The organism is Edaphobacter sp. (genome assembly GCF_035763405.1).
Classification (GTDB): domain Bacteria; phylum Acidobacteriota; class Terriglobia; order Terriglobales; family Acidobacteriaceae; genus Edaphobacter.
In genome coordinates this window covers 1-19,068 of record NZ_DASUBE010000031.1, presented here as the reverse complement: position 1 = coordinate 19,068, position 19,068 = coordinate 1, and the positions used below count along the sequence as shown (strand labels likewise).

Here is a 19,068-nt window from a genome sequence, read left to right as displayed (position 1 = left end):
TTTTTGATCCGCCATTCTGAGCGGAGCAGCCTGCCCTGAGCGAAGTCGAATGGGAAGAATCCCCGCATTTCCCTGTGGCTACACAAAATCTGCCCCCACAGGAAGAGCTACAACCACACGGAGATCGCACGAACCGCAGGTTCTCAGTGATCGACTATCGCTCTCCGTTGCCAGAATTCGCATTTTTCGTCGGGACTCGGCAGAAGAATCCGTTTCCGTCTTGAACCCGTGGAGTTGCCTGCTCCACTGCAAAAAAAATTGCAACCTCCCTCCTTTCAGCCGCTTATAAGGGTTTATAGTGGTTCGCATGGATCGAGGGCGCTCACTGATCGAGAAGCTCTTTGCCGAGGCCGACGTATGGATCAACGGACGCCGCCCCTGGGACATCCATATCCATGACGAGCGATTCTTCCCCGCCGTGCTGCACGGTGGCGTAATGGCCTTCGGCGAGTCTTATATGGCCGGCTGGTGGGACACAGAACGGCTCGACGAACTCGCCGGGCACCTCACCGCGCATCATCTCGCCAGCCGCATCCGCATCACTCCAGCCAATGTCGTCCTCGCGCTCCATGCGCTCATCGGCAATCTCGGGTCAAAACGCCGCGCCTTCAAGGTAGGCGAGCAGCACTACAACCTCGGCAACGATCTCTTCGAGCGCATGCTTGACCGCCGCATGACCTACTCCTGCGGCTACTGGCTCCACGCCACCACGCTCGACCAGGCACAGGAAGCCAAGCTCGACCTTGTTTGCCGCAAGCTCGGCCTCCGCGCCGGCCAGCGCGTGCTCGACATCGGCTGCGGCTGGGGCAGCTTCGCCCGATTTGCCGCAGAGAACTACGGCGTAACCGTCACCGGCATCACCGTCTCGGCCGAGCAGATGGCCTGGGCACGCGAGCACTGTGCGGGCTTGCCCGTCGAGTTCCGCCTCCAGGACTACCGCGACGTCCACGGCTCCTTCGACCACATCGTCTCCATCGGCATGTTCGAACACGTCGGCTACAAAAATTACCGCGCATTTATGAAGGTGGCCGAGCGTTGCCTGAAGGACGACGGCATCTTCCTGCTCCACTCACTCGGACGCAATACCTCGGCCAGCCACACCAACCCCTGGATTCACAAATACATCTTTCCCAATGGCATGCTCCCCTCCATTGCCCAGATAGGACGCGCGTTTGAAGGCCGCTTCGTCATGGAAGACTGGCACAACTTCGGCGCCTACTACGACAACACGCTCATGGCCTGGTTCGACAACTTCAACCGCCACTGGCCGGACATTGCCCAGAAGTACGGATCGACCTTCTATCGCATGTGGAAGTACTATCTGCTCTCCTGCGCCGGAACACTCCGCGCCCGCGAAGCCCAGCTCTGGCAGATCGCCCTCTCGAAACACGGCGTCCCCGGCGGCTACCAGACCGTGCGATAGTGGTCCGTTCTCAGTTGCCAGTTCTCAGTTGCGCCCCCCTCCCATTTCCATTCCGTAGCGCAGCGGGATCTGCTGTTCCCTCAACCCACCACAGACGCCGGGTGCCCCATCTTCGCGACGGCTTTATCGTCGCTAAGGTGGGGAACATCCAACTGTTCCTATACCCTATTCCATATACTCTGATCCCGAGGCACACATGTCCCGCGTCCGCTTCGCCATTCTCGGCTTCGGCCATCACGCCGTGCGTCGCCTGCTGCCTGCCTTTCGCCGCTCCGAGCACACGGTGTTAACCGGCATGTGGCGGCGCGACCAGGCCGCCGCAAACAAAAACTGCGCCGAGTTCCACATCCCGCACTGCTTCGCCTCGCGCGAAGAGCTCTGCGCCTCTCCCGAAGTCGATGTCATCTTCATCACCTCGCCTGACGCCATGCACAAAGACGACCTGCTGCTGGCCGTCCGGCACAAAAAAGCGGTGCTCTGTGAAAAACCTCTGGCCATGAACGCCGCCGAAGCGCGTCAGATGGCCGACGCCGCAAAGGCTGCCGGCATCCTCTACGGCTGCGGCCAGAACTTCCGCTACAACCACAGCCTCGACTGGATACGCCAGCAGATCACCGCAGGACGCATCGGCCGGCCACAGCTTGCCCACGCCCAATACTGCTATCCGGCCCATCAGGCTCCGCGCCGCTGGATCGCCGACCCCACTCTGGCCACTGGGGGCCCCATCGCCGATGTCGGTGTCCACTGCATCGACGCCCTGCGCTATGTGCTCGGCGAAGAGGTGCGTTCCGTCTCGACCGCTGCCACAAAGGACGACGACGCTGCGCAGGTTGAATCCATCGCCTCGCTTCAGTTGGAGATGACCGGCAATATCTTCGCCAACGTCACCGTCAGCGCACGCTCACCCTACCGCACGCTGGTTGAGATCGTCGGCTCCGAAGGCGTACTCGTTGCCGAAAACGGCCTCACCGTCGATCGCCCCATCGAGATCGTCCTCCGCCGCGCAGGCGAAGTCGTCGAGACAAAGACCGTCGATAACGGCGATGGCTACGTCCGTATGCTCGACAGCTTCGCCCTCGCCCTTCGCGGACAGGAGACCTTCCGCGCCTCCGGCGAAGACGGCGTCTTGAATATGCTGGCCCTCGACGCAGCCTACAAAAGCTGGCGCACAGGCGCACGCGAACCCATCTCTCTTTGAACCCTCACCTACGTTCGGATGCCCATCCTTGGCGTCATCGAGCCCATTCCCGTTCCGGGATGCACGGCCGATTATGAGAGAAAAATAAGCTGCATCTTCAAATAAGACGACCGATAGTAACAACAGCATGAACTGCTCACCGGTCGCCAGGTGCGTCTTTCGTCAATAGCGAAGCGTCTACATCCACGACATGGGCGCGAAACTATCGACGAGGCCTGGTGTTGGAACTCACAAGGTGGCGCACGTCCGCCTCCCAAGACGCCCGAAGGAATCTCATGTCTCACAAACTGAAGTATTTTGCCGTAACCGCTGCCCTCTTCATCGCGCTCAGCTTCACACTCGAGCGTTCGGCCTACGCCTATGTGGACCCCGGCTCCAGCCTTTTGATGTTTCAGACCCTGAGCGCAATCGTCACCGGCGCTCTCTTCTACCTGCGCCGGCGCATCAAGGCGCTCTTCACCAGGACGTCAGCCAATAAATCCGCAGAGTAACCATTCGATGACGGAAACACCTTTGTCCTCACTCCCCACCTTCCGCGATCCGGCAGGAAGTGTCGAGGTCAGGCCTGACGCCGTGTATCGCACGGTTCGCCCGCCCTACGACCGGGAGATTCTCGACTTTCTGGCCCTGCCGCTGGCAGCCCGGCTTGTTGCCGAAGGCAGGCTCGTGGCCAGCGCAGCCGTCACGCCTGCCTCCGATGCGCAGCCGCTTGTGCTCCGTCATCCTCGCATCTGGTTTCAGTCGTATCCATGGGAGTGGTCCCCTTCACTCTGGCTCGCTGCGGCGGAGTTGACCATCGACCTATGCGTTGATTTGGTGAAGCAGGGCTGGGTACTCAAAGACGCCACGCCGCTCAACATCCTCTTCCAGGGAACCGCGCCCATCTTCGTCGATACGCTCTCGATCGAGCGCATCGATCCTCACCAGTCCATCTGGCTTCCCTACGGACAGTTCGTTCGCACCTTTCTGCTTCCCCTCCTGGCCCATTCCAGACTGGGCTGGCCCTTGCAGACGACCCTGACGCGCCGCGACGGCTACGAGCCGGAAGAACTGTACGCCGCCATGCCGTGGCGCTCACGCCTTGGCCGTCCCGCATTTTCGGCAGTCACACTGCCTTCGCTGCTTGCAGGCAACAAAAAGGCCGGCTCCAGCACCCTCGCATCGCGTACCGTCAAAGATCCCGAAGTGGCAAGGCATATTCTGCTCAAGACCCTGAAGGGCCTGCTCACGCAAATGCGCCGGGCGACGCCGCACCAGCGGTCTTCCACATGGTCCGACTACACGGAGACGGCGAACCACTACAGCGATGACGACCACGCGGGCAAGCGCGCCTTTGTACGCGAGACGCTCGACGCGGTCAGACCGTCACGCCTGCTCGACATCGGCTGCAACACAGGGGTCTACTCCCTGCTCACCGCCGAGACCGGCGCCGAGGTGGTCTCGGTGGACACCGACCTCCAGGCCGTCGATCGCCTCGCGAGCAAACTCAGAGGATCCGGGAAAAACGTGCTTCCGCTGTGCCTCGACCTCGCCCAGCCAACCCCAGCCGTAGGCTGGGAGAACCGCGAATACTCGTCCTTTCTCGATCGCTGCTCCGGCCGCTTCGACGCAGTCCTGATGCTGGCCGTTATCCACCATCTCCTGCTACGCAGTCAGATTCCGCTGGACCGCATTGCCGCTCTCTGCGCCCAGCTCACGACCAACCACCTCATCATCGAGTGGGTACCGCCATCGGACCCCAAGTTTCAGGAGCTGCTGCGCGGACGCGATGCCATCTATGCGCATCTGGACGAATCCGCCTTCCGCCGCGCTTTCTCCGCCCACTTTACTCTCTGCTCTGAACGGACTCTGGCGAACGGCCGCCTCCTGTTCCACTTCTCAAGGGCATAAGCGCCGATGAGACTGCTCACGCATCCGGTCACGACAGCGCTCGGGCTCACGGAGATTTATCTACTTGGAATCACGGGGCAGCTTATCTCTGCCCGTCACGATATTCTCTACCACTGGGCAGGTTCCTCCTCCGGCCTCATTTTGCCGATGTTGCTTGATTTCTCGCTGCTCTGGATCGTACTGACTCTCCTTTTGCTTCTGGCGCAGCGGCCAAACAGGCTGGGTGCGGCAATATGGACCGCACTGGCCGTGCCGATTCCCTGGGTCTTTTGCAGAAACTGGACCATCTTGACCGGCCAGCGTCTGCCGCTATGGACCAACGCTCTGCTTTGCGGAGCAGGGCTCGCAATCCTACTGTTCGTCCTGACGAGTTGGAAGCCGCGATTCGTCCCGGCCTTTGAACGCACACGACGCCTGCTTTCCACAGCGCTTGGCTTCGTTTCCGTGGTCGCCATACTTGTCGTTGGCCAGATTCTCTGGCTGGGCTGGAAAGCCCGTGACCTCAACACGAAGATGGCACTCCGTTCACCCGCCCAGTCCACCGGAGAGCACACCCGCATCATCTGGGTCCTGTTCGATGAGCTCTCCTACCGGCAAGTCTACGAACGGCGCTTCCCGGGGCTGGAGCTGCCTGCCTTCGACCATCTCGCCGCTCAGTCCACACTCTTCACCCACACAATCCCCGCCGGCAAAATGACCGAAAACGTCATCCCCTCCCTGCTGACGTCGGAACCGGTAGACAGCATCAAGGCATCGATCGACGGACGCCACCTTGCGCTCCACAACCCCGATACCCGGCAGTGGACACCGTTCGACCCACGCCAGACCGTCTTCGAGGACGCTCTGAACAACGGCTACAGCACCGCAATCGCCGGCTGGTACAACCCCTACTGTCGCATCCTGCCGCAGGTGCTCGACCAGTGTTTCTGGTCATTCAACTTCCCATCTTTGGGCGGAATCTCTCCAGCCCACTCCCTGGTGGAAAACACCCTCAATCCACTCCGCCATGCGCTTGCATCCGCACTCTCTCTCGTCGATCAACTGAGAGGAGTCCCCACGCACAACGCTCAGGCTTCCAGCCTCCACATCCTCGACTACACTGCGCTCAACTCCGATGCCGACCGCCTTCTCCAGGACCGTTCCGCTAGCTTCGTCTTTCTCCACATGCCCATACCGCATCCCGGCGGCATCTACGACCGCGCAACAGGAGACCTGACCACAACCCAGTCCACCTACATCGACAACCTCGCCCTGGCCGACCGCTACCTGGCACACGTCCGCTCCCTGCTCGAACAGAACGGTACATGGGACTCCTCCATCATCGTCGTCATGGGAGACCATTCGTGGAGAACCAGTTTCCTCTGGAAGCCCATGCCTTCGTGGACCCCGGAGGAGCAGCGCGCCAGCGACGGCGGCCGGTTCGACAGCCGCCCCGTCTACATCGTGAAGCTTCCGCATCAACACCAGCCGGAGCGCATCGACCTCCCCTATGCCGCCATCCACACCCGCGCTCTGCTCGACGCGCTGATGGACCGTCGCATCGAATCCCCCGGCGATCTCTCCGCCTGGGCGGCTATGTGGAATGCGCCCGCCGCACAGCCGGCCATCGCCTCGGCAAACTGACGCCGGATCTCCCCAAACGCTGGAATCGGCAGCCCTAAGCCGTTACCATGGAATTCAAGGAGTTCCATGGCCTCTATCGAAAGCAACCAGCTACTGCTCGCCGCAGCCCAGGCCTGCGAAGACAAGAAAGCCGAAGACATCCGCATCCTCGCGCTCGACCCGGCCGAGAGCGGCCTCACCGACTACTTCCTCATCTGCAACGGCACCAATGACCGGCAGAACATCGCCATCTCCGACGAGATCGAGCTACGCCTCAAGCGCGAGTTTGGCGTCTATCCCAACTCAGTCGAAGGCCGACGCCAGGCCGAGTGGATCCTGCTCGACTACGTAGACTTCATCGTCCACGTCTTCTCCGCCGAAAAGCGCGCCTTCTACGGCCTCGAACGCCTCCGTAAAACCGCAACCACGCTCAGCATCGACGACCTCAACGCCGAGTTGAAGGCCCGCATCACCGCCGCCCGCGCCAAGGCCCCCAAAAAGACCGCGCCAGCAAAGAAAAAAGCACCTGCAAAAAAAGCAACCCGAAAGGCCGCTGTAAGAGCCTCCGGCGCAAAGAAAGCGACCCCTAAAAAGCAGGCGAAGACAAAGACACGCGCAAAATAAATCGTGTCGAAGATCCGCCACGCCACCCTTCTTGCGGACTTCACTCAGTCGTCATGCTTCCATGCTGCGGGAAGCCTGTTTTCCTCTTCTCTGCCAGAAATAAGACGGCCCACCAGGATCACTGGTGGGCCGTCTTCGTTCAGCCCGGTTCAGAAGGTGAACTTGGCCGCGAGTTGCAGGTTGCGAGCGTTGGGAGTGAAAAGCAACTCAGGATGGTTGTAGGCGGGATTGCTTACGGACTGGAACTGAGTAGACAGCCCTTGTGTCGAGGTCTGGTCGATCGTGCTGATCTTACCTGCGGTGTACTGCGGATGATTCAGCACGTTGAAGGCCTGCACCTGGAACTCGACTGCAACCTTCTCAGTGAAGTTGACCCGCTTCGCCGCCGATACGTCGATATCGTCGATCGGACGAATCGGCAGAGTATTGCGGGTGACGTTGGGCAATGTACCGACGCCCGCCTGGACGTAGTAGGCACTCGGATTGGCCGCTACATAGCCAACAAGGTTGCCATCGCACTGGGTGGGCGCTGGGACCGTGGGCGGATCTGTCTGGCACGATGCGACCAGAGTCGGGTTCGTACTGTAGACCGGAATGGCTGCGCTGCCGATCCCCTTCTTTCCATTTGGATTGACGATCGGACGATCAATTCCCCCGGAGTCGCCATTCATATTTGAGTTCACTCCGGAGAGTGCCGTAGCGTACTCAGGCGATTCATAGGTATAGATCGGCGAGATCTCCCAGTTGCCGATCAGGTTCTTTTCAAACCAGTTGGAGTGCTTGAAGTACGGCAGGTCATAAACAGCCGCGACGGTCAGGCGATGGGTGCGATCCAGCGCAGAGCGGGAATAGTCCGCGCTGAGGTCCTGCGAGTTCTGTGGACGACGCGGCGTAAGGACCGTGGAGAAAACCTCGGCGGTCGCATCATCCATGGTCTTGCTCCAGGTATAGGAGGCATTGAGCAGGAACCCATGCTGGAAGCGCCGCGTCAGGTTGGCCTGAAGGCCGTTGTAGTTGGAACCGGAGTAAGGCTGGTACGAAGTGATCTTGCTGGTGAAATGTTGGCTGGCATACTGCGGGAGGATGTTCGAGAGAGCCTCGATATTGGCTAAAGTGTTGACGTTTGCAGCGGTGCTCGTCGATGCGGTATTGCTGGCGGAGTCGATCACAATCCCGGTGGAATCGAACGAGGTGAACAGCTGATTTTGCGCGTTGACTCGCGGCTGTACGTTGAGCTGAATCTGGGTGGGAAGATGGATGCCGCGGGTTCCGACATAGCGGATTTCCGCAGTGTAATTCGCGGCGAAGACGCGCTGGACGCCGAGCGACCACGTCTCTGCATAAGGGACGATCTGGTTCGGCATGTAGGCCGAGGTGGCCTTGCGTTGCTTGGCTAAATCCTGCACGCAAGGTACGCCTGTGCCAGGCCCTGTTCCATCCGTGCAGAAGACCGCAAGCGTCCCGGTTCCTGCCGGTAAGCCACCCTTAGCCAGGAAGTTGGGGTCTCCTGGAGACGCATTCCCCGCTCCTCCCACGTCGTTGGTCGACGAGTACTGCGGCGGGAACGAGAGCAGGCCAAGGTTGTCGAAGAGAACATCCTGCGCCACGCTAAATCCAAGGCGGACCGAGGTCTTATCGTCCGGCGCCCAGTCGATTCCGACGCGAGGGTCGAAGTTCTTGTACTGCGGCTGCGGCGCGTGGAATGAGATCAGGCCGGGAACGCTGGCGGCGCTATTGAGGGCCTGGGCCCGCTCGCCGACAGGAACCGAGGTGAATTCATACCGGACGCCGTAGTTGATCGTGACCTTCGGAAGAAAGCGCCACGTATCGTTGAAATATCCATAGAGCGCCGTCTGGTCGCCATAGTAGACGAAGTTGCCTGTCGAACATCACCAAAGGCCGTGGGGGCAAGGTCGTGGAGAAATTCGGTGAGGTAGTTATACTCATAGTCTCCGCGAACACGCTGCGTGAAGGTCTGCGGAGCAATGTACTTACGTCCGTCGAAGCCGACCTTGAACAGGTGCTTGCCTTTTGTCCAACTGATGTTGTCCACGAACTGGTAGAGGTTCTGGACAGTTGACTGCGGAGCATTGTCGTCGGGACCATAGTCAAGAAAGTTCTGATCGTAGACGTACACGTTGGGGAACGAATCCAGCCCAGGATATGAGTAGTTTCCGGCCGAATAAACTTGCGTAAAGCGAGTGAAGCCTAGACGGACCTCGTTGGTCAGGTTCGGCGTAAACGTATGAAATTCGCTGAGAGCCCCCAGATGATATTTCAACGGCAATGGTTGATAAAAGATAGGAACCTGAGCGGCGGTGTCCTGTTGTGAGTTGGTATTGTGCAGGTAACTAACCCGAAGGCTGTCGGACGGCGAGATATTGAAATCGACGTTCGTAGTCAGGGCGTTGAAATTGATATACGCCGGTGCGGAGACCAGATAGTTGCCGAGGGCAATATCGTGCCGAGTGCCCGAGCCGTACACTTGTCCGAGTGCATTGTCAGCATAGGGACCGGGGCTCTTCGTCGTGTCCTCGAAGACAGCGGCCGTCTGCGGTCCGGATTTCTGGTTGAAACAGGCAACGTCGTTCGCGTCAGTCACCTGGCTGGGAGAGACAGGGGTATATTTCACATACTGCGCAAGGTTGTTGGCATTCAGACCGGGTACAGCCTTGAGGTCCGTGATGCCTTTGGCAGTCGGCGTGCAAATGTAATAGGACGAGCTTTGGCCCGTGGTCTGCCGCTCGAAGTTGGCAAAGAAGAAGAGCTTGTCCTTGAAGATCGGCCCGCCAAGCTGGCCGCCGTAGCGGTTGAAATCGAACCGCGGATTGGCCTGATGCTGGCCGGCAGGAACATTTTCTGCATTGAGGTTGCGGTTCTGAAAATACTCATAGACCGCGCCATGAAACGTGTTTGTGCCGCTGATGATGTTGGTATTGAACTGGCCGCCGGAAGAGTGTCCGAACTCGGGAGAAAACTGGTTGGTGATGATCGAGAACTCGCCGACAGCGTCGTTGGGCACATAAACGAGAGGGCCAGTCACGCCTTTGTCGTTATTGTCGATGCCATCAATGGTGAAGTTATTATTGCGGGGGCGCTGGCCTCCAACGGATGGACCTGTTCCAATACCGATGCCGCCGGCAGTCGCTACACCCGGACTCAACAGCGAGACGTTCAATACGCCCAATCCAACTGTCGCACTCGGCAGATTCTGAAGCTCTTTAGTCTGGAAGACCTGGGTCAGGTTGGTTGAGGTTGTGTCCAGGGCTACAGCAGCGATGGACGAGACCTCAACTGTCTGCGTCGTCGAGACTGTCATCACAATATTCAGCGTCGATGATTTGTTGATGTCGATACGAAACGCCTTCAGCGTGTAGTTGGTAAACCCGCCGGCGGAAGCTGTGACATCGTAGTTGCCCGGCGGAAGATTGGGGATGCTTACGTCGCCAGTAGCGCTTGTCTTCGCCGTGTAGGTGGCGCCCGTGTCTTCGTTGACTGCGATCACGGTCGCGTTCGGAATCACTGCCCCCGTTGTGTCCTTGACTGTTCCCACCAGATTGCCGCTTGTCGTTTGCCCATAGCTCATTGTCACTAGAGCGAATATCACTACCAGAAGCCCAAATAATCTTTTCATGCTCAAAAACCTCTCCATTGAACACCATTCGTTCGGGAAGCCGCCTGCCAATGTCCTTCTTGACGCCGATGCTCTACCAGGAAATCGTGCGAACGTCCATTGCACAAACGTATGCGCTTACCCAGGGTGTCGATTACGCAATTCCGACGCCAAAAATCACACACACGACACACTCATCACAAAAAATCTACAAATGAATGATTATTCAGGCCTTAACTATTCCAAAAAAATTCCACATTGCATGGAAAATATGAAAAAATGGATCAGCCGCCCACCACTGAACCCATATTCACTGAATATGGAATGTTCCAAATGGCCGCTTCTTCCAAAAATGAGAGGACAGACCACCCAAGTAACCCCGCCCTTTGCCCCCGATGGCACACACGCCGCCCAACAACGGCCCTCCAAGACAAAAAGACCCGCCGAATATGGCGGGTCTTTTCGATGGAAGTTCGAAGCCGGCAGCTTAGAACGCGAACTTCGCCCAAAGGTGAAGCGCGCGGTTTCGCGTATCACGCGCCGCCGACGTATTCATATACGCTGGTGTACCGATGGTAAGCAGATCCGTTCCCAGAACACCCACATCGTTGTGATTGAAGACGTTCTGTGCCTCCACCCGGAACTGGAGCGCGCTGTTTTCCAGATGGGTCCATCTTGAAACCGGAACGTCTTTCTCCACCGCGAAGTTCCACGTGGTCGTTCCGGGGTTGGAGAAGGAGTTCCGGCGCAGCTCACGTGGTGTAATCTCCGCACCGCCAAGGGGAATCAGGAAGTGAACAGAGTTCACGTCCACCGGTTTAAGGATGGGGTTGCCACTTGAGTCGGTCTGGGTATTGGCGATTGCCATGTCGTAGTACGACCCCGGCGTTCCTCCCACGTAGGCTCCATCGATGCCAGCCGTATCGAGCGGCGCGCGCGGGTTGCCGATGAGCGGACGGTCGTTGACCGGGTTGCCGTCTCCATTCGTGTCCAGGCCGTTGATCTGGAAGCTCGAATAGGACCCTGACTGCAACTGAGTCAAGCCAGAGAAGGTAAAGTTGCGGGTAAATGCGCTGAGCAGGCCATTCGTAAGCGCATTGCCTGACCGGAAGCCTACGGGTGAGTAGACATACGCGATCGAGAAGAAGTGTCGGTGGTCAAACGCTGAGTTGCCCCACTCCTGTCCCCGCTTACCCGGGGCAAGCTGAGCGCCATACGACGTCTGACTGGTAAACAGTGCGAAGACCTCCGAGCTGTCGTCCAGCAGCTTGCTATAGACGTAGTTGCTCTCCAGATACAGCCCATGGTGGAACTGACGGGAGACCTCGACCTGAACACCGTTGTAGTTGGAAACGCCGTCATTGATACGAGCATTCACCGCGCCGCGGTTCGGGTTCAGCCGCAGACCCGTGTTGGCGTCGAAGTAGTTGTACTGCTGGTTGGCGTAGAGCTTCAGTGAACGGACCCCCACGTAGTTGATTCCCAGCTTCATCGCAGCAGGCAGGGTTCGCTCGATACCGAAGTTGTATTGATAAGTCAGCGGGTTGACAAGATGACTGCTGACGCTCAACACGCTATTGAAGGGGGTCAGGTTCGGAGTAATCGAGGCAAGCAACGTCGAAGCAGGAGCATCCACCGGGTTCTTGGTCGTCGAAACGATCGTCCCTGTCGGCGAATTCGGCGCCGACTGCGCCCCATTGATGGCGATGTTCGAAAAATCTACATCATAGAAGACGCCAAAGCCGCCACGGATTGAGGTGTTCTCCAGCCAGTGGTTGCCCGAAGGAGCATACGAGAAGCCCACACGGGGACCGAGGTTGTTCCTGTCCGGCTGCACCTTAATCACAGCCGTAATCGGCAGGAACGGATTAGAGGTGTCGAGGGCCGGATACGGCAGCGAGTTTTCGATGGGAGAGGTGTAGTCATAGCGCAGCCCCACATTCAGCGTGAAGTCGGGCCTCAGCTTGATGTCGTCCTGAACAAAGGCGGCAACCTTGTAGGCATGAGGGTCAATGCGGGTCGGCCCAAAGCTCTTGCTTGCGCTACCTGAGCCTCCAATCCGATCGTTGAAGAAGTTGTCCAGCTTGGAAAGAGCGGGAGTCGTAGGAGTCCCCGACTTCGAGTAGGTCAGATTGCCGAAGTGATTTTGCGAGACGATGTCCTTCTCAATCTGCCGCCCCAGGTCCACGCCGATGCGCAGCGACTGACGCCCGATCGTCCAGCCAACCGTGTCCTGCAACTGATAAAGATCCTCGGCGCGGCCCTGCGGAAGGTTCTGATCGATGCCAAGATCTCCAAGGCCATTGTTATCACTAAAATTCAGATTGGGGGCGTTGCCCAGCGGACCATTGACCGTGGCAGGCAGTGGCGCGAACTCAAACCGGATGCGCGTCTCGCCTGCGCGAAGCTCGTTGATCACATTCGGCGAAAACACGTGTGTCCAGCCGCCCTGTGCCAGCTCCGAAGGCCCACCCTGCGTGTTGTCGAACTCAGGAAGACCAGACGTATTGGTCGAAAGATCAGGGGTGAAGGACTGGTTGTCGTGCAAGTAGCGATAAGTAAAAGTGTCCTTCGAAGTCGGAGTGTAATCGACACGCACGATCCACTGCGTATCGGGTTCCTGCTGTGGCACAGGCGGACGCAGCCACGCAACGGTGTCGATCGTGCAACCGGACGGGCAACCCGGGCGCGGACTGATGTTGTACGATTGGCCGCTCACACTTGGCGAAAAGGTGTTCAGATAAGTGCCGTTGCCCAGGTACTGCTCCAGCAATGTTGCCTGCGGCCCTCCGATAGCTTTGATCAGGTTGTAGCTCGCCTGATCTGGCAAAAATATAGGAGAAGCCTGGGAGTTTCCGTAAAACCGTTGGAATTGCGTTCCACCAAAGGCGAAGAGCTTGTCCCGGATGATTGGACCGCCAACCAACGCTCCAAAGCTATGTTCGTCGAACCGAGCTTTGGGTGTGCCAGCGTTCTGGCGCGACTGTCCATCCTGCGAGTTCAGGCCAGAGCCCTGATAGAGGTCCCACACCGTGCCGTGAAACTGGTTTGTGCCGGTCTTGGTGATACTGTTCACCACTGCGCCGCCAGTGCGTCCAAATTCCGCCGAGGTGCTATTGGTCAGCACCGTCACCTGCTGAAATGCATCGACCAGCGCAGGTTGAAATGCCTGGCCACCAATGCCGATATCGTTAATGTCCTGGCCATCGAGCATGAAGTTGTTCGAGCGAGGACGTGCGCCGTTCACCTGAATCTGTTGCCCGTTGCCGCCCGACCCACCCAGGCCGAGCATCTGATTGACCGGTGAGACTCCAGGCACAATCGCAGCCAGGGCCACTGGACTAAGCGAGAAGTTCGGTATCTTTGCCAGCGCCACTTCGCTAACCGTGCCGCCCAGATGACCGTTTTCAGTGTTGATCGTATTGGAGATGGCATCCACCTCGACTGTCGCAGAGTTGCTACCAACCGTCAGCGTGGGATCGAACGACGTGACCTGCGAAGCCGTTACCAGCAGATTCTTGGAATCGACCGGAGCGAAACCTGCCTCCGACACATGGATCGTATATGGCCCGGGATCAATACCCTCAATACGGTATGCACCGTTTCCGCTTGTATCCACGGTGCGGCTTACCTGCGTCTGCTGGTTCGTCACTGTCACCTGTGCGCCAGCCACCACTGCGCCCGTCTGATCACGAACAACCCCGGCCAGGATTCCCTTGCTGCTTTGAGAAAATCCAACTGCAACCAAGGCAACGACGGATAATATTGCTATCCCTAAATCTTTTACTCGCATACACTACCTCCCGAGCCCGAAGGCTCCAAAAATACAAGAAGCAACACAGTACATTGTCTTTTGATTGCCAGACAAGCTATCTCGACGCAGAACTTCGTTTGCGGAACATAATCGCATACGGGGAACAAGCAGTCTTGGTTCCAGCCAGTAATGAGAAAGTTGATCAATTTTAGACCCACTAGCCAGTAACTTCAGCGTATCAAATGGTTTAGGCGCTGGCAAAATAGCTTTTGAGATCCCTCCCGGCAGACCATGAAGATTACCTTCGCCGCCATCGTGCCTCGCCGCTCCCGGACCAAATCCGAGGCATCAGACCGTCTGCTGGCCGACTACATCGAACGCGCCGGCCACTATCTCCCCTGCAACTCGCAAATCTTCGACACCGAAGCCGCCCTGCTCGAATCCCTCGACCGCCGCGCCGGCCGCGCACCGGCGTATGCCATCCTGCTCGACAGCCGCGGCCGCCAGCTCAGCTCCGAGGAGTTCGCCCAGCAGGTCGGCACACTCCGCGACGCCGGCACCCAGCGCCTGGTACTCGCCATCGGCCCCGCCGATGGCTGGTCGAACACCGCGCTCGTTCGCGCCAACCTGCTCTTCTCCCTCGGCCGTATCACCCTGCCGCACCAGCTCGCCCGCGTCGTTGCCGCCGAACAGCTCTACCGCGCCCTCACCATCCTCGCCGGACACCCCTACCACTCCGGGCACTGAGTCGGCATGGACGATGACGCATCTCAGTTGTTGTAACTTCGAGACAGAGACCCGCGAGGATTGAACAGAATGGCTTCACAGATTGGCTTCATCGGGCTAGGCATCATGGGGCGGGGGATGGTCAAAAACCTCGTCGAAAAGGGGCACTCCGTCGCGGTATGGAACCGGACAACCGAGCGCTCCTACGAACTGAGCAAAGAGATCAAAGTTTCCGTGGCAAAGTCGCCCCGCGCCGTAGCCGAAGGTCGCGAATTTGTGCTCATCTGCGTCAGCGACACGCCGGACGTGGAAGAGGTGCTGTTCGGTGACGAAGGCGTGGCCACCGGCGTTCGCCAGGGCGCGCTGGTCGTTGACCTTAGCACCATCAGCCCGTCGGCTGCGCGACGCTTCGGCGCAAAATTGACCGAGCAAAACGTAGGCTTTCTCGATGCGCCCGTCTCCGGCGGCAGCGAAGGAGCAGCCAAAGGTACGCTCAGCATCATGGCAGGCGGCTCGGTGGGCGACTTCGCCCGCGCGCGCCCCATCCTCGAAGCCATCGGAACGCGCATCACGCACATCGGGCCCACCGGCTCCGGACAGATGACCAAGCTGATGAATCAGGTTCTGGTCGTCGTCAACATGCTGGCCGTCGGCGAGGCGCTGCTGCTGGGCCGCGCCGCCAACCTCGACCTCCGTAAGGCCGTTGCCGCGGTCGAGGCCGGAGCCGCCGGAAGCTGGATGCTCTCACAGCGCGGTACTCAGGCCATCGACGGCTATTGGAAACCCGGCTTCACCATCGACCTGCAACAGAAAGACCTGCGCCTCGTGCTCGAATCCGCTGAAGAACTCGGCGTGCCGATGCTGGCTACCAGTCTCGTGCATCAGCTCTATAACAAGTTGCAGCGCCAGGGCAAAGGCGGCCTCGGCAACCACGCGCTCGTGCAGGCGCTCGAAGAGATGGCAGGCATCAAGCTCCATCCGGAAGCATAAGTTCGGGAACAGAAACCATGATGCAGACAGCTTCGCTCAACGGCGTCTCCATCGCCTACCGCGACACAGGCAGCGGCCCAGCCGTGGTCTTCCTGCACGGACATCCCTTCGACCAGTCCATGTGGGAGCCGCAGGTTGCCGCGCTCTCGTCAAAGTACCGCGTCGTCACACTCGACCTGCGCGGCTACGGAGCATCCGAGGTACCCGCCGTCGAAGCCACCACGCTCGCAACGATGGCCACAGACGTCAGCGCGCTGCTCGACCATCTCTACATCGACCGCGCTGTCGTAGCAGGGCTCTCGATGGGCGGCCAGGTAGCCATGGCCTTCGCGGACCAGTTCCCCCAGCGCCTCAGCGGCCTCATCCTTGCCGCAACCTTCCCCGAGGCCGACACCGCCGAAGTCCAGGCCGCCCGCCGCGCCGCCGCCGACCGCTTCCTTAACGAAGGCTCCGTCGTGCCCGGTGGCGAGATGCTTCCTCGCCTGCTCGCCCCAGCCTCGCTCAAGCGCGACCCCGCGCTCGCCATCAAAGTGTTCACCATGATCGCCAACGCCCCGCCCGCCGGAGCTGCCGCCGCGCTCCGCGGACGCGCGACACGCAAGGATTACAGCCCAACGCTCCGCGCGCTTGCTGTTCCGGCGCTCATCGCTGTAGGAACAGAAGACAAGTACGTCTCACTCGACACGGCTCGACGCATGCAGGCCGCCATCCCGTCAGCGCAGCTTGAAGTCTTCAACGGCATCGGCCACCTACCCAACCTCGAAGCGCCTGAACACTTCAACGCCGTGCTGCATCAATACCTAGCCTCACTCGGTTGAATAGACCACGCCTTGTTTTGTCGTCATTCCCGAAGGAAATCGCGTCTCGTTTTGAGTCGCGCCGAACTACATCTCAGGGAAAACGCTTCAGCCCCGCAAAAACGTCGGCGAATTCAAGCGGCTTGAGCCCGGGCCGTCTTTCCTGAGCCGGCAAACGAGCCACTTGAGCCCACACGCTATCGCGCCAGAAAATTATCAATCAACCGCGTCGCACCCACCCACGCCGCAACAGCCACCAGCGTTCCCGGCGTCACCGTCTGGACCGGAAGCAGCGTGTCTGCATCCACCGCTGCAAAATAATCCACCCGCAGCCCTTCCGCGTCGAGCACCCGCCTGCCCGCGCAAACCAGCACGTCCGCATCGCGCGTTCCCTCGTCAATCATCTTCTCCACAACCGCAAGCGAACACCTGATCGCCAGCGCCAGAGCACGCTCCTCCGCGCTCAGATACCGGTTCCTGCTGCTCAGCGCCAGCCCGTCTGCGTCGCGGACAATCGCACAGCCCACCAGCTTCACATCGAAGTTCAGGTCACGCACCATCCGGCGCAGCACGGCCAACTGGGCGGCGTCCTTTTGGCCAAAGTACGCCCGCGCTGGCCCCACAATGTGCAGCAGCTTCGCCACCACCGTCGCCACACCGGCAAAATGTCCAGGCCGCGAAGCCCCATCCAGCCGGTCCCCCACCTCCGCCACCGACACCGTCGTCACCGCGCCGGCCGGATACATCTCCTCCGCCTCGGGCGCGAAGACCACTCCCACGCCCTCGCGCTCCAGTGCCCGGCAGTCCTCCTTAAACGTGCGTGGATACTGAGCAAAGTCCTCGTGCGGGCCAAACTGCAACGGGTTTACGAAGATTGAAACCGCCACCACGCTGCACTCGCCGCGCGCCCGTCGCACCAGCGAAAGGTGCCCTTCGTGCAACGCGCCCATCGTCGGCACCAGCCCCAGCACGGCCCCGCCCCCTCGCAGTTCGCGGCACACCCACTGCATCTCCTGTGCGCTTGTCACAATCCGCATCGCAGCCCGTCTAACCCGCAACCTTTTCCACAACCTCAAGCGACTTCCGCGTCTCGCGCGGCAGATGATAGCTCTCCTCATCCGAAGGGAACGCCCGCGCCTCGACATCGCGCTTGTACTCCGCCAGCGCCGCGCGCATCACGCCCGCCACATCCGCATAACGCCGCACAAATTTCGCCGGCTCGCCAAACGTCATCGAGAGCATGTCATGCAGCACCAGAATCTGCCCATCGCAGTCCGGCCCCGCGCCAATCCCTATCGTCGGAATCTGCAACTCAGCCGTCAGCATCTGCGCCAGCTCGCGCGGCACGCCTTCCAGCACAATCGCAAAACATCCAGCCTCTTCCAGAGCCAGCGCATCGGCACGCAGCTCCTCCATCGCGGCCATCGTCTTGCCCTGCACCTTGTAGCCGCCCATGCGATGCACACTCTGCGGAGTCAGTCCAATGTGCCCCAGCACAGGAATCTCCGCGCCGACCAGTCTCCGCACCAGCCCCGCGCGCTCGCGTCCGCCTTCCAGCTTCACCGCCTCGGCCCCGGCCTCTTTCACAAACCTCACCGCGTTCGCCACGCCCTCGGCCTCGCTCGCCTGATAGCTGCCGAACGGCATGTCGGCCACCACCAGCGCGCGCCTTACTGCACGCCGCACGCCTCGCGTATACACCAGCATCTCGTCCATCGTCACGGAGAGCGTATTCTCATGGCCCTGCATCACCATGGCCAGCGAATCGCCCACCAGAACCAGGTCGAGCCCCGCCTCGTCCAGCAGCCGCGCGCTCGCATAGTCATACGCCGTCAGCGACACAATCGGCTGCCGCCGCGCTTTCTTCTCCGCAAGCGAAGGCACCGTCACTTTTTCTAAGGAAAGCTCCGCGCCGCGCTCCCCACGCGCGACACCCTCACCCGCCGCTCCGGCAGGCGCCGTTCGGAACGTAGTCAGACTCATACCAACTCCAGTGCAGCTCCACCGCGCGCCGTCCGCATCAACCGGGCAGCTTTGGCCGGATGCCACCTGAGCCGGAAAACTCCGGCTGCACCTTAAAGCCTACGCGCCGCCACCCCGCTCCGCAACCCTGTAGGAAATGCGTGCCTTCCCGCAGAATCGCAAAACGAGAAAGCGCCAGCGGCGCGACACATACCAGCCCAGGCCAAAGATCCAGGCTGGATTAACCGGGAAGATCAAGGGCTGAAACAGGCTGCGGAGAAATGCGCGCCTTGTGCTTTTCGGTGGAAGCGCGGGGCTTCAGCCTGCGAAAATCCCAGCAAATTCAAGGGGCTTTAGAGGGTGCTGAAAAAGTCAGTTTTGCTTAAGGGCACGGCTTCAGCCGTGCCGCTAACGCTGCAAAATCAACGCGGCTTTAGCCGCTGAGGTACGCCTTTCTCTTCGCCAATGACTTTTTCAGCACCCTCTTTA

At 59.7% G+C, this 19,068-nt stretch carries 13 protein-coding genes and 1 pseudogene; 9 read left to right on the top strand and 5 right to left on the bottom strand.

What is annotated here, in order from left to right:
• Positions 1 to 307 precede the first annotated feature (307 nt).
• The 6 genes from cfa to rsfS all read left to right on the top strand — a co-directional run bounded on the left by cfa (position 308) and on the right by rsfS (position 6,737).
• Entirely contained in the window at positions 308 to 1,423 is a 1,116-nt protein-coding gene (gene cfa / locus VFU66_RS02920; protein WP_326444734.1) for a cyclopropane fatty acyl phospholipid synthase, read from the top strand.
• 196 nt (positions 1,424 to 1,619) lie between these two features.
• Positions 1,620 to 2,621: a Gfo/Idh/MocA family protein gene (locus VFU66_RS02915; RefSeq protein WP_326444733.1), complete on the top strand. Its 1,002-nt coding sequence runs from the start codon at positions 1,620 to 1,622 to the stop codon at positions 2,619 to 2,621.
• Positions 2,622 to 2,896: 275 nt separating this feature from the next.
• Positions 2,897 to 3,112, top strand: coding sequence for a hypothetical protein (locus VFU66_RS02910; RefSeq protein WP_326444732.1), 216 nt, complete (start codon positions 2,897 to 2,899; stop codon positions 3,110 to 3,112).
• 22 nt (positions 3,113 to 3,134) lie between these two features.
• Positions 3,135 to 4,511, top strand: a complete 1,377-nt coding sequence (locus VFU66_RS02905) for a class I SAM-dependent methyltransferase (RefSeq protein WP_326444731.1) — start codon at positions 3,135 to 3,137, stop codon at positions 4,509 to 4,511.
• A gap of 6 nt (positions 4,512 to 4,517) precedes the next feature.
• Entirely contained in the window at positions 4,518 to 6,134 is a 1,617-nt protein-coding gene (locus tag VFU66_RS02900; RefSeq protein ID WP_326444730.1) for a sulfatase-like hydrolase/transferase, read from the top strand.
• Positions 6,135 to 6,200: 66 nt separating this feature from the next.
• A complete protein-coding gene (gene rsfS / locus VFU66_RS02895) occupies positions 6,201 to 6,737 on the top strand; it encodes a ribosome silencing factor (protein WP_326444729.1) in 537 nt (178 codons plus the stop codon).
• Positions 6,738 to 6,886: 149 nt separating this feature from the next.
• Here the strand turns inward: rsfS and VFU66_RS02890 are convergent.
• The 3 genes and pseudogenes from VFU66_RS02890 to VFU66_RS02880 form a co-directional block, all read right to left on the bottom strand.
• Positions 6,887 to 8,548, bottom strand: a pseudogene (locus tag VFU66_RS02890) (outer membrane beta-barrel protein); the annotation flags it as partial.
• Positions 8,446 to 10,323 (bottom strand): TonB-dependent receptor, encoded by a 1,878-nt coding sequence (locus VFU66_RS02885; RefSeq protein WP_326444728.1) that lies wholly within the window; start codon positions 10,321 to 10,323, stop codon positions 8,446 to 8,448. The gene VFU66_RS02885 and the pseudogene VFU66_RS02890, both read right to left, overlap by 103 nt.
• 514 nt (positions 10,324 to 10,837) lie before the next feature.
• Positions 10,838 to 14,143: a TonB-dependent receptor gene (locus VFU66_RS02880; protein ID WP_326444727.1), complete on the bottom strand. Its 3,306-nt coding sequence runs from the start codon at positions 14,141 to 14,143 to the stop codon at positions 10,838 to 10,840.
• Positions 14,144 to 14,395: 252 nt separating this feature from the next.
• On the opposite strand from VFU66_RS02880, the gene VFU66_RS02875 reads away from it, so the two are divergent.
• The 3 genes from VFU66_RS02875 to VFU66_RS02865 all read left to right on the top strand — a co-directional run bounded on the left by VFU66_RS02875 (position 14,396) and on the right by VFU66_RS02865 (position 16,638).
• Positions 14,396 to 14,851, top strand: a complete 456-nt coding sequence (locus VFU66_RS02875; RefSeq protein WP_326444726.1) for a 23S rRNA (pseudouridine(1915)-N(3))-methyltransferase RlmH — start codon at positions 14,396 to 14,398, stop codon at positions 14,849 to 14,851.
• A gap of 69 nt (positions 14,852 to 14,920) precedes the next feature.
• Positions 14,921 to 15,820 (top strand): NAD(P)-dependent oxidoreductase, encoded by a 900-nt coding sequence (locus VFU66_RS02870; RefSeq protein WP_326444725.1) that lies wholly within the window; start codon positions 14,921 to 14,923, stop codon positions 15,818 to 15,820.
• Between the two features lie 17 nt (positions 15,821 to 15,837).
• On the top strand, positions 15,838 to 16,638 hold the full coding sequence (locus tag VFU66_RS02865; protein WP_326444724.1) for an alpha/beta fold hydrolase: 801 nt from the start codon (positions 15,838 to 15,840) through the stop codon (positions 16,636 to 16,638).
• A 176-nt stretch (positions 16,639 to 16,814) separates the two neighbouring features.
• On the opposite strand, the gene panC is transcribed toward VFU66_RS02865, so the two are convergent.
• Together panC and panB are read right to left on the bottom strand one after the other, a co-directional pair.
• On the bottom strand, positions 16,815 to 17,654 hold the full coding sequence (gene panC / locus VFU66_RS02860) for a pantoate--beta-alanine ligase (protein ID WP_326444723.1): 840 nt from the start codon (positions 17,652 to 17,654) through the stop codon (positions 16,815 to 16,817).
• A 10-nt stretch (positions 17,655 to 17,664) separates the two neighbouring features.
• Positions 17,665 to 18,600, bottom strand: coding sequence for a 3-methyl-2-oxobutanoate hydroxymethyltransferase (panB, locus tag VFU66_RS02855; protein ID WP_326444722.1), 936 nt, complete (start codon positions 18,598 to 18,600; stop codon positions 17,665 to 17,667).
• Positions 18,601 to 19,068: the final 468 nt, after the last annotated feature.

What these genes read in the sequence shown, in the direction of transcription:
- panC (WP_326444723.1), bottom strand. Translation starts at nt 17,654, where the DNA reads ATGCGGATTGTGACAAGCGCACAGGAGATGCAGTGGGTGTGCCGCGAA.
- VFU66_RS02915 (WP_326444733.1), top strand. Translation starts at nt 1,620, where the DNA reads ATGTCCCGCGTCCGCTTCGCCATTCTCGGCTTCGGCCATCACGCCGTG.
- VFU66_RS02870 (WP_326444725.1), top strand. Translation starts at nt 14,921, where the DNA reads ATGGCTTCACAGATTGGCTTCATCGGGCTAGGCATCATGGGGCGGGGG.
- VFU66_RS02865 (WP_326444724.1), top strand. Translation starts at nt 15,838, where the DNA reads ATGATGCAGACAGCTTCGCTCAACGGCGTCTCCATCGCCTACCGCGAC.
- VFU66_RS02910 (WP_326444732.1), top strand. Translation starts at nt 2,897, where the DNA reads ATGTCTCACAAACTGAAGTATTTTGCCGTAACCGCTGCCCTCTTCATC.
- panB (WP_326444722.1), bottom strand. Translation starts at nt 18,600, where the DNA reads ATGAGTCTGACTACGTTCCGAACGGCGCCTGCCGGAGCGGCGGGTGAG.
- cfa (WP_326444734.1), top strand. Translation starts at nt 308, where the DNA reads ATGGATCGAGGGCGCTCACTGATCGAGAAGCTCTTTGCCGAGGCCGAC.
- rsfS (WP_326444729.1), top strand. Translation starts at nt 6,201, where the DNA reads ATGGCCTCTATCGAAAGCAACCAGCTACTGCTCGCCGCAGCCCAGGCC.
- VFU66_RS02885 (WP_326444728.1), bottom strand. Translation starts at nt 10,323, where the DNA reads ATGAGCTATGGGCAAACGACAAGCGGCAATCTGGTGGGAACAGTCAAG.
- VFU66_RS02900 (WP_326444730.1), top strand. Translation starts at nt 4,518, where the DNA reads ATGAGACTGCTCACGCATCCGGTCACGACAGCGCTCGGGCTCACGGAG.
- VFU66_RS02880 (WP_326444727.1), bottom strand. Translation starts at nt 14,143, where the DNA reads ATGCGAGTAAAAGATTTAGGGATAGCAATATTATCCGTCGTTGCCTTG.
- VFU66_RS02875 (WP_326444726.1), top strand. Translation starts at nt 14,396, where the DNA reads ATGAAGATTACCTTCGCCGCCATCGTGCCTCGCCGCTCCCGGACCAAA.